The sequence below is a fragment of the Streptomyces sp. NPDC033221 genome (assembly GCF_055577005.1).
Genome location: NZ_JBVIQN010000067.1, coordinates 1 through 19,242, shown reverse-complemented (window position 1 = coordinate 19,242; position 19,242 = coordinate 1). Strand labels below are relative to the sequence as shown.

Annotated in this window: 19 protein-coding genes; 8 read left to right on the top strand and 11 right to left on the bottom strand. The window is 72.7% G+C overall.

All coding sequences use genetic code 11. The features are described 5' to 3' along the window. Positions 1-94: 94 nt before the first annotated feature. The 3 genes from ACZ53K_RS41475 to ACZ53K_RS41465 form a co-directional block, all read right to left on the bottom strand. Positions 95-427, bottom strand: a complete 333-nt coding sequence (locus ACZ53K_RS41475; protein WP_468847979.1) for a hypothetical protein — start codon at positions 425-427, stop codon at positions 95-97. Between the two features lie 260 nt (positions 428-687). Next, entirely contained in the window at positions 688-2,316 is a 1,629-nt protein-coding gene (gene aceB, locus ACZ53K_RS41470) for a malate synthase A (protein ID WP_468847976.1), read from the bottom strand. A 225-nt stretch (positions 2,317-2,541) separates the two neighbouring features. After that, positions 2,542-3,204: a nucleotidyltransferase family protein gene (locus ACZ53K_RS41465; protein ID WP_468847974.1), complete on the bottom strand. Its 663-nt coding sequence runs from the start codon at positions 3,202-3,204 to the stop codon at positions 2,542-2,544. Between the two features lie 223 nt (positions 3,205-3,427). Here ACZ53K_RS41465 and ACZ53K_RS41460 point away from each other — a divergent pair, with 223 nt between their 5' ends. Next, complete coding sequence (locus tag ACZ53K_RS41460; protein WP_468847972.1) at positions 3,428-3,745, top strand: DUF5955 family protein; 318 nt, start codon at positions 3,428-3,430, stop codon at positions 3,743-3,745. Between the two features lie 56 nt (positions 3,746-3,801). Here the strand turns inward: ACZ53K_RS41460 and ACZ53K_RS41455 are convergent, their stop codons facing one another. After that, on the bottom strand, positions 3,802-4,605 hold the full coding sequence (locus tag ACZ53K_RS41455) for an IclR family transcriptional regulator (protein ID WP_468847970.1): 804 nt from the start codon (positions 4,603-4,605) through the stop codon (positions 3,802-3,804). Positions 4,606-5,044: 439 nt separating this feature from the next. On the opposite strand from ACZ53K_RS41455, the gene allB reads away from it, so the two are divergent. Next, the gene (gene allB, locus ACZ53K_RS41450) at positions 5,045-6,379 is read left to right on the top strand and encodes an allantoinase AllB (RefSeq protein ID WP_468847969.1); all 1,335 of its coding nucleotides are present in this window, start codon (positions 5,045-5,047) and stop codon (positions 6,377-6,379) included. A 19-nt stretch (positions 6,380-6,398) separates the two neighbouring features. Here the strand turns inward: allB and ACZ53K_RS41445 are convergent, their stop codons facing one another. After that, entirely contained in the window at positions 6,399-7,793 is a 1,395-nt protein-coding gene (locus ACZ53K_RS41445) for an inositol monophosphatase family protein (RefSeq protein WP_468847967.1), read from the bottom strand. A 109-nt stretch (positions 7,794-7,902) separates the two neighbouring features. Between ACZ53K_RS41445 and ACZ53K_RS41440 the strand changes: the two genes are divergently transcribed. Next, complete coding sequence (locus tag ACZ53K_RS41440; protein WP_468847965.1) at positions 7,903-8,610, top strand: RraA family protein; 708 nt, start codon at positions 7,903-7,905, stop codon at positions 8,608-8,610. 53 nt (positions 8,611-8,663) lie between these two features. Here the strand turns inward: ACZ53K_RS41440 and ACZ53K_RS41435 are convergent, their stop codons facing one another. From ACZ53K_RS41435 to ACZ53K_RS41415, 5 genes are all read right to left on the bottom strand, one after another. Beyond that, the gene (locus ACZ53K_RS41435) at positions 8,664-9,107 is read right to left on the bottom strand and encodes a DUF732 domain-containing protein (RefSeq protein WP_468847963.1); all 444 of its coding nucleotides are present in this window, start codon (positions 9,105-9,107) and stop codon (positions 8,664-8,666) included. A 170-nt stretch (positions 9,108-9,277) separates the two neighbouring features. Then, positions 9,278-9,973 (bottom strand): thiaminase II/PqqC family protein, encoded by a 696-nt coding sequence (locus ACZ53K_RS41430; protein WP_468847962.1) that lies wholly within the window; start codon positions 9,971-9,973, stop codon positions 9,278-9,280. Between the two features lie 104 nt (positions 9,974-10,077). Then, positions 10,078-12,045 carry a beta-N-acetylglucosaminidase domain-containing protein gene (locus ACZ53K_RS41425; RefSeq protein WP_468847961.1) on the bottom strand — a complete coding sequence of 656 codons (1,968 nt, stop codon included), beginning with the start codon at positions 12,043-12,045 and terminating at the stop codon, positions 10,078-10,080. Positions 12,046-12,224: 179 nt separating this feature from the next. Beyond that, the gene (locus tag ACZ53K_RS41420; protein ID WP_468847959.1) at positions 12,225-12,407 is read right to left on the bottom strand and encodes a DUF6126 family protein; all 183 of its coding nucleotides are present in this window, start codon (positions 12,405-12,407) and stop codon (positions 12,225-12,227) included. Between the two features lie 20 nt (positions 12,408-12,427). Then, entirely contained in the window at positions 12,428-13,057 is a 630-nt protein-coding gene (locus ACZ53K_RS41415) for a helix-turn-helix domain-containing protein (protein WP_468847957.1), read from the bottom strand. Between the two features lie 169 nt (positions 13,058-13,226). Here ACZ53K_RS41415 and ACZ53K_RS41410 point away from each other — a divergent pair, with 169 nt between their 5' ends. The 4 genes from ACZ53K_RS41410 (at position 13,227) to ACZ53K_RS41395 (ending at position 17,414) form a co-directional block, all read left to right on the top strand. Next, positions 13,227-13,670, top strand: coding sequence for a ribonuclease (locus tag ACZ53K_RS41410; RefSeq protein ID WP_468847954.1), 444 nt, complete (start codon positions 13,227-13,229; stop codon positions 13,668-13,670). Between the two features lie 206 nt (positions 13,671-13,876). Next, positions 13,877-15,241 (top strand): ROK family transcriptional regulator, encoded by a 1,365-nt coding sequence (locus ACZ53K_RS41405; RefSeq protein WP_468847952.1) that lies wholly within the window; start codon positions 13,877-13,879, stop codon positions 15,239-15,241. Between the two features lie 150 nt (positions 15,242-15,391). After that, positions 15,392-16,060, top strand: a complete 669-nt coding sequence (locus ACZ53K_RS41400; protein WP_468847949.1) for a bifunctional 4-hydroxy-2-oxoglutarate aldolase/2-dehydro-3-deoxy-phosphogluconate aldolase — start codon at positions 15,392-15,394, stop codon at positions 16,058-16,060. A 142-nt stretch (positions 16,061-16,202) separates the two neighbouring features. Next, entirely contained in the window at positions 16,203-17,414 is a 1,212-nt protein-coding gene (locus ACZ53K_RS41395) for a cytochrome P450 family protein (protein WP_468847947.1), read from the top strand. Positions 17,415-17,450: 36 nt separating this feature from the next. On the opposite strand, the gene ACZ53K_RS41390 is transcribed toward ACZ53K_RS41395, so the two are convergent. Continuing rightward, a complete protein-coding gene (locus ACZ53K_RS41390; protein ID WP_468847944.1) occupies positions 17,451-18,404 on the bottom strand; it encodes an alpha/beta hydrolase family protein in 954 nt (317 codons plus the stop codon). A gap of 182 nt (positions 18,405-18,586) precedes the next feature. Between ACZ53K_RS41390 and ACZ53K_RS41385 the strand changes: the two genes are divergently transcribed. Continuing rightward, positions 18,587-18,961 (top strand): MerR family transcriptional regulator, encoded by a 375-nt coding sequence (locus ACZ53K_RS41385; protein ID WP_468847941.1) that lies wholly within the window; start codon positions 18,587-18,589, stop codon positions 18,959-18,961. Positions 18,962-19,242 lie beyond the last annotated feature (281 nt).

Sequence of the window (19,242 nt, the reverse complement as noted above, 5' to 3'; positions counted from 1 at the left end):
ACCTTTTCTTCCCCCCCCCCCCCCCCCCCCCCCCCCCCCCCCCCCCCCCCCCCCCCCCCCCCCTCCCCCCCCCCCCCCGGGACCGGTATGCCCGTCAGGCGCGGATGCAGGCGTAGTTGACGTCGTTGTCCTTGACCCCGAGGGCCCGCAGGCCGGCCAGGCAGCGAATGTCGGGGTTTCCCGGCGGCTGCGGATCCGCCTTCCACTTGCAGGCTTCCTTCACCTTGGGGCCGATCTTGTAGTGGCGGGCCTTGAGGTAGGCCACGCACTGGCTCTGCGTGCGGGGCTCCACCGTGTGCCCGGCGGCCGACCGCACCGGCCGGTGGTCGTCCGCCACCGCGGTTCCGGCCGTGACCGCCGGTACGGCGAACGCGGCCATGGCGACCGCCACCCCCGTGATCGCCCGGCGGACCTTCGTCTGCTCCATGTTCTGCCGTTCCCCGTTGTTCCCGGGCCGCGCGTCGCCGCGCACGGCCGCACCCGAGGGTGACGGCGCACCCGCGAGTGATCGTGTGCATGGCGACGCCATCAAGGGACAAGTGCGCAATGGATCAAGAGACGTTGAGGTCGGGCGTGTCCCGGCATACCTCAACGGCCGGGTACACATGCCGGATCGGCGGGTGAAATACCGAAAGGGCCCGTACGCACCGGAACGCCGACGCGTACGGGCCCCGGGCGGGATTCCCGTCAGTCCAGCAGCTCGTACGCCGGCAGGGTCAGGAATGCCGCGTAGTCGGTGTCCAGGGCGACCTTGAGGAGCAGGTCGTGGGCCTGCTGCCAGGTGCCGGCGGTGAAGGCCGCGTCGCCGATCTCGGCGCGGATGGCGGCCAGTTCCTCGTCGGCGATCCTGCGGACCAGGTCCGCGGTGGCCTTCTCGCCGTTCTCGAACACGACGCCCGCGTCCACCCACTGCCAGATCTGCGACCGGGAGATCTCGGCGGTGGCCGCGTCCTCCATCAGGCCGAAGATGGCGACCGCGCCCAGGCCGCGCAGCCATGCCTCGATGTAGCGGGTGCCGACCCGCACCGCGTCCACCAGGCCCTGGTAGGTGGGCTTGGCGTCCAGGGAATCGACGGCGATGAGGTCGGCGGCCGAGACCTCGACGTCCTCGCGCAGCCGGTTCTTCTGGTGCGGCTCGTCGCCGAGCACCGCGTCGAAGGAGGCGCGGGCGACCGGGACCAGGTCGGGGTGGGCGACCCAGGAGCCGTCGAAGCCGTCGCCGGCCTCCCGGTCCTTGTCGGCGCGGACCTTGGCCAGCGCCGTCTCGTTGGCCTCGGGGTCACGGCGGTTGGGGATGAACGCCGCCATGCCGCCGATCGCGTGCGCGCCGCGCTTGTGGCAGGTGCGGACGAGGAGTTCGGTGTACGCGCGCATGAACGGCGCCGTCATGGTGATCGCGTTGCGGTCCGGCAGCACGAACTTCTCGCCGCCGTCGCGGAAGTTCTTCACGATGGAGAACAGGTAGTCCCAGCGGCCCGCGTTCAGGCCCGAGGCATGGTCGCGCAGCTCGTAGAGGATCTCCTCCATCTCGTACGCGGCGGTGATGGTCTCGATGAGGACCGTGGCGCGGATGGTGCCCTGCGCGATGCCGGCGTAGTCCTGCGCGAAGACGAAGATCTCGTTCCAGAGGCGGGCCTCCAGGTGCGACTCGGTCTTCGGGAGGTAGAAGTACGGGCCTTTGCCGAGGTCCAGCAGGCGCTGGGCGTTGTGGAAGAAGTACAGGCCGAAGTCGACCAGGGCGCCGGGGACCGGTGTGCCGTCGAGCCGGAGGTGCCGCTCGTCCAGGTGCCAGCCGCGCGGCCGGACGACGACGGTGGCCAGTTCCTCGGCGGGCTTGAGGGCGTACGACTTGCCGCTGTCCGGGTCGGTGAAGTCGATCCGGCGCTCGTACGCGTCGATCAGGTTCAGCTGGCCGCCGATGACGTTCGCCCAGGTGGGGGCGGAGGCGTCCTCGAAGTCGGCGAGCCAGACCTTCGCGCCGGAGTTGAGCGCGTTGATGGTCATCTTGCGGTCGGTGGGGCCGGTGATCTCCACCCGGCGGTCGTCGAGCGCGGCGGGTGCCGGGGCGACGCGCCAGCTGTCGTCGTCGCGGACCGGCGCGGTCTCCGGCAGGAAGTCCAGGGCGGAGGTCCGGGCGATCTCGGCGCGGCGCGCGTCGCGGCGGGCGAGCAGCTCGTCGCGGCGCGGGGTGAACCGGCGGTGGAGTTCGGCGACGAAGGCCAGCGCGGCCTCCGTGAGGATCTCGTCCTGGCGGGCGGGGGCCTTGCCGGGGTCGACGTCGACGATGGCCAGCGGGGACGGCGCTGGTGCGGACATGAGCTGTCACTCCATTCAGCGGCGGTGCCCGGGCGGCCGCCGGGGCGGGTGCGCGGCACGGGGTGCCGCGGGCCGCAGCCGGCGGTGGCGGGCGCCGTTTCGGTTCGGGACGCTTCTGACCAGTGGAGAGTAGTTTCCTTATCGCGGAACTTCAATGGTTTGTTGACGTCGAGATTCTCCCCGTCGACAGAAGCGGTGATCGCATGACGCGGAGTGCCACCGCGGTCACCGCCCTTCGCCTGCCCGGGGCGCGCCCGGTGCCGCCAGCCGGAACAGGTCCCGCGGTGTGTCGATGTCGTACGGTTCGGCCACGTCCCCGCACTCGACCAGAGTGAGGGCGGCCTCGTGCTCCTTCAGGTACGCACGCGCCCCGCGGTCACCGGTCGCGCCGGCCGCCACCGCCGGCCACCGCGCGGCCCCGAACAGCACCGGATGCCCGCGCTTCCCGCCGTACGCCGCCGCGACCGGATCGGCTCCGCCCTCGTACGCGGCGATCACGCGCGCCACCGCCGCTGCGCCGATGCCCGGCTGGTCCACCAGCGAGACCAGTGCGGCGCTCGCCCCGGAGTCCGCCAGCGCGGCCAGCCCGACGCGCAGTGAGGAGCCCATGCCCTGTGCCCAGTCCGGGTTGTCGGCCGTCCCGTACGCCGAGAGGTCGGCCCGTTCCCGTACGGTCCCGGCCGCCGCGCCCAGGACGATGTGCACCGGGTCGCAGCCGCCCTCCCGCAGCACCCGGGCCGCGTTCTCGACCAGCGGCCTGCCGCGGAAATCCAGCAGGGCCTTGGGGCGACCGCCCAGTCGCCGCCCGCCGCCCGCGGCGAGCAGCAGCCCGGCGACCGGCCGGCGTGCGGGGGTGGCGTCCGGGGCGGGGTGTGAGATGTGTGCCATGGGACCTGCTTACCCCATGGCCGGGCGCTTCAGGGCGGTGCGGGGCCGGGTGTGGCGGCGGGGGAAGGGGCCGGGCCGAGGACGGTACCGCATGGCGGCGGCCGGTGCGCAGAGGAATTCGGTGATCCTGAATTCGCTCTCCGTGTGGCGCGGACCGCACAGGGTGGCGTTAACTGGCCCGCGTCGTGGAGCGGGGCCAACGGCCGTGGAGGATGCCGTAGTTGTGGAGCAGAGGCAGAAGCACAGGCGAACAGCAGAAGCCGGGGACGATCCGCGGGCCGCCGCCCTGTGCGGGGCGGTGGCCCGGTTGCGCCGGGAACTGGCCGTCCTGCCGGCGGAGTTGCCCGACCGCGCGGCCGCCGACGATGAACTGGCCGCACTGCACGCCATGGTGAGCGCGGGCGGCCCGGAGGTGACCCGGCTGCGCCGTTCGCTGCTGCTGATCGCGGGCGCGGTGGGCTCGGTCAGCGCGCTGGCGCCCGCCTTGGCGGACCTGCGCGACCTGATCGGCATGTACGGGGACGTCCCGCGCCGGTACTGAGGCCGGGCCGGGGCGCGGGGGCCGTACGGACCCCCGGCACGCCCGCGGCCGGAGGGCTACGCCGGGTTCTGGTTGGCCAGCGCCACCGAGAGCTCGGCCGCGATCTCCTGGAGCACCGGGACGATCTTGTCGATGGACGCCTCGGTCACCCGTCCCGTCGGGCCGGAGATGGAGATGGCCGCCGCGGTGGGGGAGTCGGGCACCGGCACCGCGATGCAGCGGACGCCGATCTCCTGTTCGTTGTCGTCCATCGCGTACCCGAGCCTGCGGACCTCTTCGAGGGCGTCCAGGAAGCTGTCCGGATCGGTGATGGTCTTCTCGGTCGCGGCCGGCATCCCCGTACGGCCGAGCAGCGCGCGGGTCTCCTCCGGCGGGTGGCCCGCCAGCAGTGCCTTGCCCACGCCGGTGGAGTGCGGCAGCACCCGGCGGCCGACCTCGGTGAACATCCGGACCGCGTGCCGGGACGGCACCTGTGCCACGTACACGATCTCGTCGCCGTCGAGCAGTGCCATGTTGGCGGTCTCGCCGGTCTCCTCGACCGCGCGCGCCAGATACGGCCGGGCCCAGGTGCCCAGCAGGCGCGAGGCGCTCTCGCCGAGTCGGATCAGCCGGGGGCCGAGCGCGTACCGGCGGTTCGGCTGCTGGCGGACGTAGCCGCAGGCGACGAGGGTGCGCATGAGCCGGTGGATCGTCGGCAGCGGCAGTCCGCTGCTCGTCGACAGCTCGCTCAGGCCGACCTCGCCACCGGCGTCGGCCATCCGCTCCAGCAGGTCGAAGGCGCGCTCAAGGGACTGGACGCCACCGCCGGCGGCTGTGGGCCTGGCTGCGGCGGCGGAAGTGCTGGCGCTGGACGGCGGCACGACGCGTTCCTTTCGGGGCAGGTGGTGGCGGGCTCGGCGCAGGGCTGGGGTGTACGGGTGCCGGGACCGACCCGGAGCAGCCTACCGGTCACCTCCGTCGGACACACGGCCTGTCGCACACTCGTTCCCGCCGGTCAGGGCCCGCGCTCCGGCCGTACCCGGGCGCTACCGGCGATCATCGGGCCCGGCCAGTGGCCGGAGCAACATTCTGCTGAGTGAAACTCGGTATCCATTCCGTGGAATCCTCCAATCGCCCGGGCGGGGTGCGTGATCCCGCCACGAACCCGCCCCGGCGGATTCCGCGACCGGCGCGTTCCGTTCCACCGTGCCGCCCGGGATGGGGTCTTGACGGGCCACGGCCCCGGAGGAACACTCCTTCAACGGAAAGTTGAATTCCGTGGGGCGGAAGCCCACGGGAACCACACGAGGAGGGGACCGGGTGTCCGAGATCGATCTGGTGCTGCGCTCCACCCGCGTCGTCACCCCCCGGGGGACCCGCGCGGCGACCGTCACCGTCCGGGACGGGAAGATCGCGGAACTGCTCCCGCACGACGCCCCCGCACCCGCCGGGGCGCGGGTCGAGGACTTCGGCGACGACGTGCTGCTGCCCGGCCTCGTCGACACCCACGTCCACGTGAACGACCCCGGCCGTACCGAGTGGGAAGGCTTCTGGACCGCCACCCGCGCGGCCGCGGCCGGCGGCATCACCACCCTCGTCGACATGCCCCTCAACAGCCTGCCGCCCACCACCACCGAGGCGAACCTGCACACCAAGCGCGATGTCGCCCGCCCCAAGGCGCACATCGACGTCGGCTTCTGGGGCGGCGCGGTGCCCGGCAACGTCAAGGACCTGCGGCCACTGCACGACGCGGGTGTCTTCGGCTTCAAGTGCTTCCTGTCCCCGTCCGGCGTGGACGAGTTCCCGCAGCTGGACCAGGAGCAGCTGGCCGCCGCGCTCGGCGAGATCGCCGGCTTCGACGGCCTGCTCATCGTGCACGCCGAGGACCCGGACCATCTGGCGGCCGCGCCGCAGCCGCACGGCCCCGAGTACGCCGGCTTCCTCGCCTCCCGCCCCCGGGTGTCCGAGAACGACGCGATCGCCGGGCTGATCACGCTCGCCCGGCGGCTGGGCGCACGGGTGCACATCCTGCACCTGTCCTCCTCCGACGCGCTGCCGCTGATCGCCGACGCCCGCGCCGAGGGCGTACGGATCACCGTCGAGACCTGCCCGCACTTCCTCACCCTGACCGCCGAGGAGATACCGGACGGCGCCACCGAGTTCAAGTGCTGCCCGCCGATCCGCGAGGCCGCCAACCAGGACGCCATCTGGCAGGGCCTCGCCGATGGCACGATCGACTGCGTCGTCTCCGACCACTCGCCGTCCACCGCCGACCTGAAGACCCCCGACTTCGGCGACGCCTGGGGCGGCATCTCCTCCCTCCAGCTCGGCCTGCCCGCCGTCTGGACCGCCGCCCGCGAGCGCGGCCACACGCTGGAGGACGTCGCCCGCTGGATGGCCACCGCGCCGGCCGCACTCGTCGGCCTGCGCCACAAGGGCGCCATCGAGCCCGGACGGGACGCGGACTTCGCGGTGCTCGACCCGGACGCGACGTTCACCGTCGACCCGGCCGTACTCCAGCACCGCAACAAGATCACGGCATACGCGGGGCGCACGCTGCACGGCGTCGTACGGTCCACCTGGCTGCGCGGCCGGCGGATCAACGACGGCGGGACCCTGTCCGAGCCGGCGGGGGAACTGCTGGACCGCCCTTAGGAAGTGTCCGGCGCGCCCCTCACGGCCGCCACCCGGTCTCCGCGGCCCACGCCTCCGCGACCTCGGCCACCAGGTCCACGACTGGGTCCTTCACCTCCGCGTAACTGCCCTTGTCCGCGGTCCGGACGGCCAGTTCACGCTTGAAGCGCGCGTACGCCGGGACGGCCTCGGGGTGGGCGCGGAACCAGTCGCGGAACAGCAGCGCCAGCCGCTCGTTCGGCGAACCCACGCGCCGTACGTGCAGATTGACATCCGGCCCGGGACCGCCGCGCCGCGACCACAACCGCTTCGCCCAGCGGGCCGGATCGTCGTCCCGGCCCGCCGGCACATGGTCGCTCTGGTGCCGCGAGCGGACGAAGCCCCGGGCCGCCAGCGGCCCATCGAAGGCGTCCGCGACCTCCGCCAGAGCCGCGACGCTCACCTGGAGGTCGAAAACGGGCTTGGCGGCCATGCCGGGCACCGACGTGCTCCCGATGTGCTCCACCCGCCGGGCCACCGGGGCGAGCAGACACCGCAACTCCGCGGTGAGCGCGTTCCCTTCGGCCGCCCACCCCGGGTGGGCGTCGACCAGGAGAGCCCGCGCGTCATGGCCCTTCCCGGACTCCGCCACCAACTCCAGGAACGGGTCGTGCAGCGGACCGTTCGTGATCAGCACCGTGCCGTCCCCCGCCAGGACGGGCGCTCCGGTGAGGTCCGTGATCCGGCCACCGCCCTCCGCGGCGATCACCGGCAGCGGCGCGAGGTCCTCGTACCCCATCGCGGGTCCCGCGATCACCAGCGCGTCCGCCCGCCCGGCCAGGACGTCCAGCACGCCGCCGGTGGGTACCAGGAACACCCGCCGGTGCAGCGCCGTCAGCAGCGACTCCGGCCAGCCCGCGATGTTGTGCGCCTGGGTCCTGGCCCCGCTCAGCTCCGTACGGCCACGGACGCGCAGCCGTCCGCGCCCCGAGCGCAGCGCTTCCAGCGGGTCCGGGTCCTCGCCCAGCAGCAGCCAGCAGCCGAGACCCCGCCCGGCCGCCACCGTCTGCCGGCTCATCGGCAGGTGCACCACGCCGATCGCGGGCCCGTGCTCGTCCTCGTACGCCAGGTCACAGGAGAACGTCGGCACCCGCTCGGTGAACTGCCGGGTGCCGTTGACCGGGGCGATCACCCAGCGCCGCCCGGACGTCCCGGCCCGCGGCCCGGACTCCTCACCGAGCACCGCGTCCGTGGGGTACGCCGCCGCCAGTTCCTTGCGTACGAGATCCTCGACGGCGAGGTCCACCGAGGTCACCTCGGTGCCGTCCACCTTGCGTACGGACGACCAGCCGCCGAGGAACCCTTCGGCGCTCAGCCGCCCGGCGCGTGTGGCCAGACGGACGGCGAAGGCGAACAACTCCCGGGAGACGGGCGGGGCGCCGGTGAAGTGATCCATGGCCCGAGCTTGCCACCGGCCCTGGCGCGGCGGAGCGGCGGCGGGGGAAGGTATGCGCAGGATGTCCGTCCGGGAGCGGGCACCGGTCCCGCCCGGGGAGGAGTGCGGCATGGAACACGAAGAGCTGCGACGGCGGTTCGCGACGCTGACCACGGCCCATCTCGCGGACGCGTGCCTGCGCGCCCGGACACCGGTGCGCTGCGCGCCCCCGCCGCTGCGGTCCCTGGCACCGGGCACCCGGCTGGCCGGCCGGGCGCTGCCCACCCGGCACGCGGGCAGCGTCGACATCTTCCTCGAAGCGCTGGAAACCGCCGCGCCCGGCGACGTACTGGTGGCTGACAACGCCGGACGGACCGACGAGAGCTGCGTCGGCGACCTCGTGGCACTGGAGGCCCTGGCCGCCGGGCTGGCCGGCATCGTCATCTGGGGCCTGCACCGCGACACGGCCGACCTGCGGCAGATCGGCCTGCCCGTCTTCAGCCTCGGCGCGACACCGACCGGACCGCGGCGGCTGGACGCCCGCCCGGACGGCGCGCTGGACAGCGCCACGGTGGGGGAGTGGACCGTCGGCCGCGCGGACCTGGTGCTGGGCGACGACGACGGCGTGCTCTTCCTGCCCGCGGCGGACGCCGGTGAACTCTTCGCGCACGCGGAATCGATCCGTGACACCGAACGCTGCCAGGCCGACCACATCAGGGCAGGGATGTCACTGCGCCGGCAGGTGGACTTCGCCGGCTATCTCGCCGGCCGCCGGCAGAACCCCGCACTGACATTCCGCGACCATCTGCGGTCGGTGGGCGGAGCCGTCGAAGAATGACGGCCCTGCTCGCGCCCGCCCGCAACATCCGCCGCGCGAAAGGGCTGCCGCCGCTAATTCTTCGGGCACAGATGGGTGTGCACGGCCTGCAGAATCTTCTCCGCCTGCTCCGCGGTGAATTGCGTCGTCCCGGAGAAACGCTGCCGCGTCTGGTCCACCTGCTTGGCATGGTCCTTCGGGAAGGAGTGGATCGCGCCGCAGGTGCTTCTGCCGCGGCTCACCGCGCGCTCCGGCTTCTCACTCACGATGTCCCGGGAAACCGCGTTGAGGGCGGCTATGTAGCGTGCCTGCGTCGCGGCGTCCGGCTTCGGGGGAATGCCCAGCCGCGCCTCCGCGTCGGAGATCGCCTTGGAGGGCGCCTGGTCCGCCGACGAAGCACCGGCACCCGACGGCGAGGCGGCCGGCTTGCTCTCGCTCTTGGCGCTGCCGCCGCACGCGGTGAGTCCCGCGGCGGCGAGAAGAGCGGCGGACAAGGCGATGGTGGTGCGGTGGTTCACGTTTCTCCCCTGACCGGTGGACATGAGCGGTCATTCTGACAGGGAAAGCGCCTGTTGCTAAGAGGAATTGGGAAAAAATAGGGTTCCCCTGTTTTGGCGGGCGGCGCGGTGGATGGCGCGACGGGCGGCGCGGTGAGAGGTGTGGTGAGGTGTGCGCCACGCGGGGGCGGTCATTCCGCGAGGGCCGCCCAGAACATCAGCTCGTACTCCTGGAGCAGCCGGCCGTAACGGTGCGCGAGGCGGGGCGACACCCGGGACGTGTCGAGGCCGTGCCGGACGGCTTCACGGGCCAGTCCGGTGAGTTCCGCCGGGGGTTCGGCGAAGAAGTCGAAGAACGCGCACGCCGCGCCGGGAAAGGCGTAGCGGGTACGCAGCGCGTGCGAGACGGTGGCGCAATAACCGCCCCAGGCGGCGAAGTTGGCGGTCAGCGCGATCACCACATCCGTGGGTTCCGCGTCCAGCGCCAGCCGCGCCACGTACGACGGGTACGCCTGGCAGCCGGCCCGCGGCTCGTACTCCCGGACGGCGTCGCCACCGAGCCCGCAGGCGTCCGCGAGACCGCCCAGCGCGCCGAGCGCCATCGACTCGCCCTCGGCCAGCGCCTCGAAGAAGGCCGTCACCGGCGGGTCGCCGTCGGCGCGCCGCGCCAGGTGCCGGAAGCTGCGCCGGTCGGAGGCGATGATCAGGTGCTGTTCGAGGGCCAGCACGGTGAACACCTCGCGCGGGGCCTCGCCCGCGGCGATCCGGGCCACGAGCGGATTGTCCGCCCCGCCGGGCGCCAGGTCCCGCACCGCGGCTTCCAGGATGCCGTCGGCGGTGGGGGCTCCCGGCCGCCGTGGAGCGGGCGCTTCGTTGTCACGGGTCATGATCGTGCCTCCCCGCGTGCGGGCTGGTGGGGTGGACCTGCCGGGGCGCGTATGTACCGGAAAGTCTAGGATGCCACGCAGCTCGCGCGCGGGAGGCCGGCCGGTCAGCGGCGGGTCGCGCCGCCCTGCGTACGGTCCTGCCCGGCGCCGGTGCCGGGCCCGCGGCCGTCGACTTCGGCGATGGCGTCCGCGACGAAGGTGTCCACCACGCCGTTGGCGACGAGCACCGGCACGCGCTTGCCGTTCATGTCGACATAGACGTGCGACTTCGCGTCCGCGACCAGCGCCGTGAGCCGGGTGCGCAGCCGTTGTGCCGTCGCGTCGTCACCCGTACGCGACGCCTGGAGCATGCGCAGCGCCGTGCGGGCGGCGCGGCCCCACGCGGCGGTCGCGTCCAGCCAGGGCCCGCTGTCGGCGATGAAGCCGCGGTCGGGGAGGGAGGCGCGCAGGACTCCCGGCGCGCGCTGGAGTCCGCGCAGCGTGCGGTCCAGGTCTTCCGCGTTCCCGCCGTCCCTGAAGCGCCTTACTGCGGCGGCCAGTTCGGGGGACTGCTGGGGGTTGAGGGCCGAGGCGTAGTGGGCGTCGGCGAAGGCGCGGAGGGCCCGTTCGGTGCGCGGGGAGCCGCCGGACAGTTCCTTGAGCGCCGCGGCCCAGGAGGCGCGGGCGTCGTAGGCGCGGTCGTTCCACGCGTAATCGGCGACCGTGAACAGGGCGATCTTGGAGGCGGCGGGCTGGATCATGGGATTGGCGGTGATCCCCGCCAGCCGCCCGGGCAGCCCCTTCTCCCGGCCGTTGAACGGCCCGAGCAGCAGCCGGCCGGTCACATAGTCGTTGACCGGGTAGTTGTCCCAGGTCAGGATCGGGTGTCCGAAGACCTGCCGGGCCGCGTCCGCCTGGGCGACGGTCATCACCGGCGCGATCACGCCCACCCCGGTCCACTCCACCAGTACATCCGGGTCGAGCCGCGCCTTCAGCGCCGCCTTGTAGGGCGTCGCCCGTACGTCGTAGTACTCGGTCGGCACCATCTGGAGCGGCTGCGCCCCCTCGTCCCGGTGCGCGGCGATGAACTCCCGGTTCACCCGGTTCAGCAGATGCGCCTGAGCAGCCCCGGCGGCGCCTCCGCCGGTGCCGAACCGCTCCTTGTCCGCGGCGCAGTTCCAGTCCGTGTAGCTGATGTCGTCCAGCGGCACCGCGAAGGTCCGTACGCCGATGTCCCACAGTGCCTGGAACTTGCCGGTCAGCGCCTTCAGGTCGGCGTCCGAGCTGTAGCAGACGGACAGGCCGGGGGAGAGCGCGTAGCTGAACTCGACATGCCGGGCCCGCGCGCGGTCCACCAGCTCTTTGAGGCGTGCGAGCTGGTCCGCCGGGTAGGGCGAGCGCCACTTCTCGCGCAGGTACGGGTCGTCCTTGGGCGAGTAGACGTACGTGTTCATCTTGTGCGCGCCGTAGAAGTCGAGCTGGTCCAGGCGCGCGGTGTGCGACCAGGGCGTGCCGTAGAAACCCTCGATGACGCCGCGCAGCGAGGTGGCGGGCCAGTCGCGTACGGCGGTGCCGCGGACCCGGGCGCCGGGGCGGTCGCGGTGCGGGAGGAGCTGGCGGAGCGACTGGGCGGCGTAGTACGTGCCGGTGGCGTCCGCGCCGGCCAGCGCTATCCGGCCGCCGCCGACGGCGAGCGCATACCCCTCGGCGGGCAGCCCCGCCGTGCCGCGCGCGCCGAGGTCCGCCAGGGCCCGTGCGGCGCCCGCGCCGTCCACGTACACGGTCAGGCCGCGGCCTGCCTCGGCGGCTCGTACGACGTGGTCGGCGCCCGCCCGCTTCAGCGACTGCTCGACGACTTCCAGCGCCGGGCCGTCGGCCTCCGGCCCGGCCACGACCGTGACGGTCGGGGTGATGGTGATCCGGCTGCCGAGGGCGCGGACGGACTGCGGTGCGGGGGTGATGGCGGGGCCGGCGGCCGGTGGCCTGTCCCGTCCGCCGCTGGAGCCGGCCGCCCCGGCGGGCGGGCCGGTCAGCGGGATGACGGCCAGGGCCAGGGCGAGGGCGGCGGTGGCCGCGGTGCGCGTGCGGTGCATCCTTCGGTCCTCCTCGGTGCCACGAGGTTCGCGGAACAGCCGTGGTGCGTGCGCTACGAGCGACAGCAGGTTTCACCCGGCGCGGGCGGAGGACAATGGACTTTTGCGCCGGGTGGATGGACGTTCCGGCCGCTCGGGGGTGCCGGGCGGCGCCTCTCGGCGCTACCGGGCGGCGCCCGTCAGCGGTTCTTCGCGATGAGGAAGATGATGCTCATGAAGGCCAGCAGCACGTGGGTGGCCACGACGTAGATAAAGACGCGTACGTAGACACCGCGCGGCGGCTTGTTCTCCACGTACTGGCGCTCGGGGGCGGCGGGCCGGGCGGCCTCGGGGACGGCCTGGGTGGTCGGGTCTTCGGGCATGGCAGAGGTTCCTTCCTCGGTCACAGGCCGCGGCGGGGTGCGGTGTCGCCGAGGCACAGCTCGGCCGCGCCGCTCTGCAGCAGCGTGTGGACGAACAGCAGCTCCGTGCCGCCGCGGGTGGCGGCGGCGATGCGGTGCGGGGTCAGCGAGTCGAAATGCGCGGCGTCGCCGGGGTCGAGCACGTGAGCCGTCTCACCGAGGGTGAGCCGCAGCCGCCCCTTGAGGACGTACAGCCACTCCTCGCCCGGATGCACCCGCACCAGGTCCCCCTGGGCGCGCTGCGGTACGTGCACCCGCAGGGCCTGCATGGCCCGCCCGGCGCCGCCCAGGGTCCAGTACGTCCAGCCGCCCGCCTCGGACGGCTCGGCGCGCCCGGCCCGGATGACCGGGTCCCGTTCCGGCACCGCCTCACCCAGCAGATCGGATACCGTTGTCCCGTACATACGTGCCAGCGCGAGCAGCATCGGCAGCGACGGCTGGCGCTGGTTGGTCTCCAGCCGGGACAGGTGCGCGGGCGACAGCCCCACCCGCCGGGCGGCCGTCTCCAGCGTGAGGCCGGTACGGCGCCGCAGCTCGCGCAGCCGGGGCGCGACGGAGGGCAGTTCCTCGGGCAGCTCGCCCGGGGCGGGCTCGGCAGCGGTGTCGCTCATGTACCCGGTATAGCCAGGTTTCGCCTCTCGGGCAAAAGTTTTGCCTTAGAGGCAAGTTGTCATTTCATGACAATCCCACTGTTCAGCCGGACGTCGTCCCGTGAACTCGCGGGAAACATCCGCCCCTTGGCATTGACAGGTACCTGTCTACGCGCGTCATGCTGTGTCCATGAAGATCCCCCCACGCATCACCCGGTTCGGCGCCGTCGGCGCCCTTGCGTCGGCCCTGCTCGTCGGCGGGCCCGCCATCGCCGCCACACCCGCCACGACGGCCGCCGCCCCCGTGGCGCACACGGCCACCGTCCGCCCGGCCGCGCACGTCAACGCCGTCGGCGACATCTGCTACTCGAAGCTGCCCTCGCAGGCCCACGACACCCTGGACCTGATCGCCAAGGGCGGCCCCTTCCCGTACCCGAAGGACGGCACGGTCTTCAGCAACCGGGAGGGCATCCTCCCCAAGCAGCAGAGCGGCTACTACCACGAGTACACCGTGAAGACGCCGGGCTCCCCGGACCGCGGGGCCCGGCGCATCGTGACCGGTGACAAGAAGGACGAGGACTACTACACCGCCGATCACTACAAGTCGTTCGACCTGGTCGACCGGAGCTGCTGAAACGATCAGCCGGTCGGAGCGGCGGAGGCCGGGGGGGGCGGCGCCCCGGCCTCCGCCGCCGTGCTTCCCGCCTCCTCCGCCCCCCTCCTGCTTAATTCATGCTGTGAATTAAGCAGGAGGGGGGCGGAGGAGGTCTTTTTCGGGCCCCGGTAGATTCGGCGCGCGGCGGCCGGGGCGGGCCGCCGGGGAGCGGAGGAGGACCGCGCATGCGCGACACGGGCCGTCGGACGGTACACGACCTGCGGCGGGACAACCGGTCGGTGGTGCTCCGGCAGCTGTACTTCGACGGGCCGCTGAGCAGACAGGAACTGGTCCCGGCCACCGGGCTGAGCGCCGGCTCGATCAGCAACGTCGTGGGCGAACTGGCCGCCGAGGGCCTGGTGGAGGAGGCGGGCGTGGTCGGCTCGGACGGCGGCCGGCCGCGCACCCTGCTGCGGATCGCGGCGGGCAGCGCCTGCCTGGTCGGGGTGGACGTGGGGGAGACGCGGGTACGGGTCGAGCTGTTCGACCTCTCGATGCGGGAACTGGCGCGTACGGAGACGGTGCTGGCGCAACCCTCCGGCGCGGAGCGGAACGGAACACCTGGTTCCGGTGGCGGGGCGTACGACGCCGCGCACATCGTGCGGCTGATCGCCCGGGGAGTGTCCGACGTCCTGCGGACCGCGGGGGCCGACGCCGCCACCGTGCTCGGAGTGGGCATCGGCGTTCCCGGGATCGTGGACGGCTCGGGCGACGGCGCGGTCGTGCACGGCCAGACCGTCGGCTGGGACGCCGTACCGCTGGGGGCCATGCTGCGCGCCTGCGGCCCGCCCCTCGCCGGCCTGCCGCTGTTCATCGACAACGGCGCCAAGACGCTGGGCCGCGCCGAGATGTGGTTCGGCGCCGGGCGCGGCGCGGAGCACGCCGTGATCATGCTCATCGGCTCCGGCGTGGGCGCCTGCGTGGTGGCCGACGGCACGCCGTACCGGGGCGCCGCCAGCAGCGCCGGCGAGTGGGGGCACACCACGATGCGGGTCGGCGGGCGCCGGTGCCGCTGCGGGGCGCACGGCTGCCTGGAGGCGTACGTGGGCGCCGAGGCGCTGCTGGAACGCTGGCGCGAGACGGGGGCGGACGGCGCACCGGGAACCGGTCCGGGACCGGACGGGGCGGCGGGCGACCCGGAACCGGACGGTACGGCGGCGGACGGCCCGGGCCAGGAGGCCGCCCTCGGGCGGCTGCTGGCCGCCGCGGACGAACCCGCCACCGCCGCCCTCCTCGCCGAGACCGCCGAATACCTCGGCGCCGGCATCGCCGACCTGGTGAACCTGTTCAACCCGGAACGGATCGTCGTCGCGGGCTGGGCCGGACTGCTCCTGGCCCCCCGGCTGCTGCCGTCCGTACGGGACGCGGCGGCCGCGTACGCGCTGCGCCACCCCTACGAGCGCACCGTCATCGAACCGGGACGGCTCGGCCCGGAAGCCGTCACCGTCGGTGCCGCGGCCCTGCCGCTCGGTCGGTTCCTGGCGTTCGGCGGGCACCGGGACGCACCCCCGCGGGAGAATTGTCAGCGGTCCCCGGTAGCGTTTCGGTAGAAACAACGAATGGGCGGGCAACGGTGGCAAAGGGACCAGGAGGAGGTCACCTGCGGCGCGGCACGGCCCAGGAGGCGCCGTGTGCCCGGCCGTTCCGGGGGTGCACAGCGACGGGTTTGGCGATTGAGACAAGGAAGGCGGCGAACTGCCGTGTACCGCTGGGAGATCACCCGGGCCGCTCTGGCGCAGCGTGTTTTCGCCGTCGTCCGCAGCGAGACCTACGACGAGGCCAGCGCCACCGCTGACACCCTGCTGTCCGCCGGGATCACCAGCCTGGAGATATCGCTGACCACGCCGTTCGCGCTGGAAGCGGTCACCACCCTCAGCCGCGAACTGGGTGACGACGCCGTCATCGGCGCCGGCACGGTCCTGGACGCCGTCTCGGCCCGGATGGCCGTCGACGCCGGCGCCCGCTTCCTCGTCTCGCCCAGCCTGGACGCCGAGGTCATCCGCACCGGCCACCGCTACGGCGTACCGGTCTTCCCCGGCGTCGCCACCCCCACCGAAATGGTGCGCGCCCTGGAACTGGGCGCCGACGCGCTCAAGCTCTTCCCGGCCTCCGCCCACCGCCCGGACTGGCTCCGCGATGTCCGCGCGGCGCTGCCGCAGGCACCGGTGCTGCCCACCGGCGGGGTCACGGTCGAGACCGCGCCCGAGTGGATAGCCGCCGGCGCGGTGGCCGTGGGCATGGGCTCGGCGCTTTCGGAAGGCGACCGCGAGACGGTCGCCAAGCGCGCCACCGACCTGCTCGCCCGCCTCGCCGACGCTGCGCCGCAGCCGCTCACCGGCCCCGGGATGGCGGGGCTCTACGAAGTCTGAGCCCGCGCCGCCGCGGCTGTACCGCAGGTGAAGCACTCCCCACGGAGGACGTCCGGGTCCCCGGCTCCTCCGTGGGACCGATGCCGCCCCACCCCAGGCATACGTACGGTGACGAAAAAGCCTACGAGGGGCGGACAGGACCATGCCGGAAATCATCGACCTGAATGCGTACGGCCCGGATTTCATCGCCGACCCCCACCCGTACTACGCCAAACTGCGCGCCCAGGGGCCGGTCCACCGGGTCCGCCTGCCCGATGCCGAAGCCGAAGGCATGGAGGCGTGGCTCGTCGTCGGGTACGAAGAGGTACGGGCCGCCCTGGCCGACGCCCGCCTCGCCAAGGACTGGACCCGCTCCGGCGCCCCCGTCCTGGGCCCCGAGGAGGACGCCGAATGGCAGCTGATGAACATGCTCGACGCCGACCCGCCGCAGCACACCCGGCTGCGCAAGCTGGTGGCCCGGGAGTTCACCACCCGCCGCGTCGAGGCGCTGCGCCCGCGCGTCCAGCAGATCACCGATGAACTCCTGGACGCCATGCTGGCCGCCCCCGACGGCCGCGCCGACCTCGTGGAGGCGCTGGCCTTCCCGCTCCCGATGACCGTCATCTGCGAACTCCTCGGCGTACCCGACATCGAGCGGGAGCCCTTCCGCGCGTGGTCCAACGAACTGGTCTCACCGACCGGTCACGAGGCGACGCTGACGGCCGCCGGCGAGATGGCCGCGTATCTCGACGGCCTGATCGACGCCAAGCGCCGGTCGCCGGGCGAGGACCTGCTGAGCGCGCTGGTGCGCACGAGTGACGAGGACGGTGACCAGCTCTCCCGGCAGGAACTGCTGGGCATGGCTTTCCTGCTGCTCGTCGCCGGTCACGAAACCACCGTCAACCTCATAGCCAACGGGACGCGCGCCCTGCTCCGGCACCCCGCGCAACTATCCGCCCTGCGCGCCGACTTCTCCCTCCTGGACAACGCCGTGGAGGAAATGCTGCGCTACGACGGCCCCGTGGAGAACGCCACCTGGCGGTTCGCCGCCGAGCCCGTCGAGATCGGCGGCACGGTCGTCCCGGCCGGCGAGATCGTCCTCGTCGGGCTGGCCGCGGCGGGCCGGGACACCGAACGCTTCCCGGCCCCCGACACCTTCGACATCACCCGCGAGACACGCGGCCACGTCGCCTTCGGCCACGGCATCCACTTCTGCCTCGGCGCCCCGCTGGCCCGGATGGAGGGCCGTATCGCGATCCGCACCCTCCTGGAACGCTGCCCCGACCTGACCCTGGACACCAACGACGAAGCACTGACCTGGCGCCCCGGCATGACGATCCGCGGACCCCAACTCCTGCCGGTGCGCTGGAGGTAGCCGGGTACGACCGGAGATGGTCGGTTTCGCGGAGGTTCACTTGGACTCGATCCGCCCCAAGGGGGCGACGCTCTCCGACAAAGCCTTCCGCGCCACCGTCCAGCCGGAGCCCTCGATGCCGAGCGCGTGGCGCAGATAGGCCCAGGTGGCCCGTTGGACCAGGGCCACGCGCTCGGGGTTCTCGTCCGTCGTCTCCCGGACTTCGTAGCCGGTGATTCCACCGAGGGAGTGCTCCGCCCCGAACAGGGTGAGCAGGCTCTTGCGCCCCGGGCTCAGGTGGTACGGGTCGGCGAGCCACTCCGGCCCTCTGACGGACATCCGCAGGTCGTCCTCGTCCCCCGCGACCACGAGGGCCGGCGTGGTCATGTGCGCGAAGTCCGGCTCCTTCAGCCACGGAAGGTTCTCGGCCGCGAAGGGGGTCAGGTCGGCTCCGCCCCGGCCGGCCGTGGCAAGCAGCACGCCCGCCTTGATCCGCGGGTCGGACAGGTCCTCCGCTTTCTTGCTCACCGGATCGAGGACGCGCAGTCCCAGCAGAATGCCCGCCGTCTGGCCGCCGAAGGAGTGTCCGGCCGCGGCGATGCGGCTTCGGTCCAGGCGCCCGCCGAGACCGGGAACGGCGGCCTCCAGCAGATCAAGCCGGTCAAGGACGCGCTTCATGTCCTGGACGCGGGAACGCCATATCCGAGGTGTGCGGGGATCGTCCTGGGGGAGATGCACGGTTCTGGAGTCGAGATGGGTGGGCTGGATGACCACGAAACCGTGAGCGGCCCAGAAGTCGGCCAGCGGGCCGTAGCCGTTCAACGACGACCCGAATCCGTGTGAGAAGACGATGACGGGCAGTCCGCTCCCGGTTGCCGGCGCGGAAATTCTCACCTGCAGGTCCGCACCGCGGCCCGGTGCTTCCAGCATCACCGGCTGCACCGAGACGACGGGGGCGGGGAAGGGGACGGTGATGGCGTCGTTCGTGACCGCCGCGTCTGAAGCAGGCATGGGCAGATCTTCCTTCGCATTTCCGACGGGGATGCTGTCGAAATACCGAACTGGGGGGCACGGTCTCGTCCTTCGCCTTTACGGAGGGGTGAGCCGTCGCGGGCTACGCTAAAACCTGACGTCGACGTCAGAGGCAAGCAGTGTGGTCCGGCTCATATCGGTCCGGCTCATTTCGGAGAGACATGATGCGTATCGGCGAACTCGCCACCAGGACAGGCGTCAGCGTTCGGGCGCTGCGCTACTACGAGGAACAGCATCTGCTCGCCTCGCAACGCAGCCCTGGCGGCCAGCGGCAGTACCCGGACAGCGCGGTCGACCGCGTCCGGCTGATCCAGCAGTTGTACGCCGCCGGGCTGTCGAGCAAGTCGATCGTCGATCTGTTGCCGTGCGTCGTGAACGGTGAGGCCACGCCAGGACTGCTCGACCGGCTTTCGGCGGAACGGGACCGCATCGACAGCCGGATCGGCGAACTGGTGGACGCCCGGGACAGGCTGGGCACCGTCATCGACGCCGCCACCGCGAACTGGCGGACAGGCCAACGCTGCCGACCCGAATAATCAGCATGCCGGACGCTGCGGCCGAACGGTGTCCGCGACGGAACCGGGCTCCGTCCCGTGCGACCAGATGCATGCCCTGCCCGGCCAGCCGCTCGGTGATCGCGGCCCCGATGCCGGTGACCTCTACCGTGCGGGACTGCCCTCCCGGATCATCCGGGACATCCTTCCCTGCACCGCACCGACACCGCCCCCCGTTATGTTCTTCGCGGCTCTGCAATGGGGCTGCTGGCCTCCGGGCCCGGCATGGCTGTTGCCCCCTGTCGAAGGCATGACCTGGGGGG